Source organism: Rhodococcus maanshanensis NBRC 100610 (assembly GCF_001894865.1).
Taxonomy (GTDB): Bacteria; Actinomycetota; Actinomycetes; order Mycobacteriales; family Mycobacteriaceae; genus Rhodococcus_G; species Rhodococcus_G maanshanensis.
The window spans coordinates 1-2,331 of sequence record NZ_BCXA01000083.1 but is presented as its reverse complement, the minus strand read 5'-3'; the positions used below and the strand labels follow the sequence as shown (position 1 = coordinate 2,331).

The following is a 2,331-nucleotide window of genomic DNA, read 5'->3' as shown; positions in this document are numbered from 1 at the left end:
GCTGCCGGTGCAGCTGCCGCGGGGGCCGGGGCCGGGGCTGCCGGTGCGGGGGCAGGCGGCGCGGCTGCGGCCGGTGCCGGCGGCGTGCCGTTCGTCGCGGCGTGCGCGGCGGTGCCGTTCGTCGGGGCCGGTGCAGCGGGCACCACGGGGGTGCTCACGCCGTTGCCGGCGCCGGAAGCATCTGGCGTGTAATCGGTGAGGAATTCGTGCCAACTCGCGTCAACGGATGCCGGGTCCTTTTGGAACCTCTGGTACATCTCGTCGACCAGCCACTGGTTCTGTCCGAATTGTGACGTAGAACTGCTGCTCACGGCAGGTGTTCGCCTCGTTTCTCTCTTGGTCCCAGATCAGCGCGGATAGACCTGAGGCTAGACCCCATCTGTGACGAGCGCGCACCGGGCGCCCGCCGAGTGAAGTACATCACTTCAGGCCGCCGGGTTCTCTACTATCGATGACGGTTAGTCCCCGCGAATTATTCCCCTCCTGGCTCTGCGCTGCATCCCAGAGTCGCTCATAGTGACCACCGGCACGCCGCAGCTCGCCGTGCCGACCGCTCTCCACGATCCGCCCGTCGTCGATCACGACCACGAGGTCGGCCTGCGCGGCGGTCGCGAGGCGGTGCGCCACGATGACCGCGGTCCGGCGGCGGGTGAGCAGCCGGCCCGCCTCCAGCACGGTCCGCTCGGTCGCGGGGTCGAGCGTCGCGGTGGCCTCGTCGAGCAGCAGGAGGTCGGGGTCGACCAGCTCGGCGCGGGCAAGGGCGATCAGCTGTCGCTGCCCGGCCGACAGGCCCTGGCCTCGTTCCCCGATCGGCTGGAACATCCCGCCCCGGAAGTCGGCGATGGTCTGCAGCGCCCCGACCGCGCGGGCCGCGGCCACGATCTCGTCACGGGTGGCGTCGGGTCTGCCGTAGGCGATGTTGCTCGCCACGTCCCCCGAGAACAGGTGTGCCTCCTGTGGGACAACGCCGAGGCGACCGCGGTACCGGTGCAGCGGGTAGGCGCGCAGGTCGACGTCGTCGACGCGGACCGAACCGGTACTCGGGTCGTAGAACCGGGCGAGCAGCTTGACCACGGTCGACTTGCCCGCGCCGGTCTTGCCGACGAGCGCGACGGTGGTCCCGGACTCGATCCGAAGGTCCACCCCGCTCAGCGCCTCCCGTTCGGCGCCGCCGTAGCGGAAGCTCACCGCTCCGAAGGAGACGTCGCCGCGCAGGTGGCCCTCGATCGGAACTGGGTCCGGTTGGGTCACGGTCTCGACGGAGCTGGGCTCCTCCAAAGAGCTGGAGGTGCGCAGCAGGTCACCGATGCGGCTCAGGCCGACGCTGGCCTGCTGATAGCCGTCGAACACCTGCGAGAGCTGCTGGATCGGACCGAAAAGCAGGCCGAGGTAGAGGACGAACGCGACGAGCGTCCCCGCGGTGGCATCACCGGCTGCGACCTCGCGGGCGCCGACCAGCACCACCGCGGCGAGCGCCAGGTCGGAGAGCAGCGTGATGAACGGGAAGAAGATCGAGATCGCGAGCTGCGAGCGCATCCGGCTGCTGCGGTAGCTGTCCGACCGCTCAGCGAAGCGTTCCGCCGCGAAGTCCTCGCGGCGATACGCCTGGGCGGCGCGCAGGCCTGCGATGTTCTCCTGGAAATCGGCGTTCACGATGGAGATGCGTTCGCGTGAGACCGAGTACGCGACGGAGGACACCCGCCGGAAGATCAGGGTGGCGACGAGCAGCGGCGGCACCACGGCGAGGGCGACGAGCGCGAGGACGACGTCGGTGAGCAGCAGCGCCACCGAGATGCCGACGACGGTGAGCACGCTGACCACGGCGGTGGACAGGCCGGTCTGGAGGAACGACGACAGGGCGTCGACGTCGGTGGTCATCCGGGTCATGATCCGGCCGGACAGTTCGCGCTCGTAGTAGTCGAGCCCGAGCCGCTGCAGGTGGGCGTAGCTGCGCACCCGCAAGCCGTAGAGGACCTTCTCGCCGGCACGGGCGGTGATCACCGTCATCACCGCGACCACGGCCCAGTTGGCGGCCACCAGCGCGACCCCCGCGAGGGTCGCCCACCACAGCGCCGACGGCCGGTCGGGAACCACGCCGTGGTCGATGGCGAACTTCACGATCGACGGGAACAGCACACCCGCGAGCGAATCGAGCGCGAGGCACGCGACCACCGCGGCCAGGATCCAGCGCACCGGCCGCAGCAGCGACGACAGCCGGAAATCGGGATCGGGTCTGCGGAGGCCCGCGTCGTCCATCCGCGGGTCCTCGGTCGCGGGCGGCAGCGCCTCGACCGCCGCCCGCAGCTCGGGGGTCGCCGCGACGTCGCCGAG

At 70.6% G+C, this 2,331-nt stretch carries 2 protein-coding genes; both read right to left on the bottom strand.

The window, feature by feature from the left end:
• Nucleotides 1–311, bottom strand: a 311-nt coding sequence (locus tag RM1_RS26010) for a 2-oxoglutarate dehydrogenase E1 subunit family protein (RefSeq protein WP_176580256.1), incomplete at its 3' end; no start/stop codon positions are given.
• A 109-nt stretch (nt 312–420) separates the two neighbouring features.
• The coding region (locus tag RM1_RS25755) for an ABC transporter ATP-binding protein (protein ID WP_143187351.1) at nt 421–2,331 on the bottom strand (1,911 nt) is incomplete at its 5' end.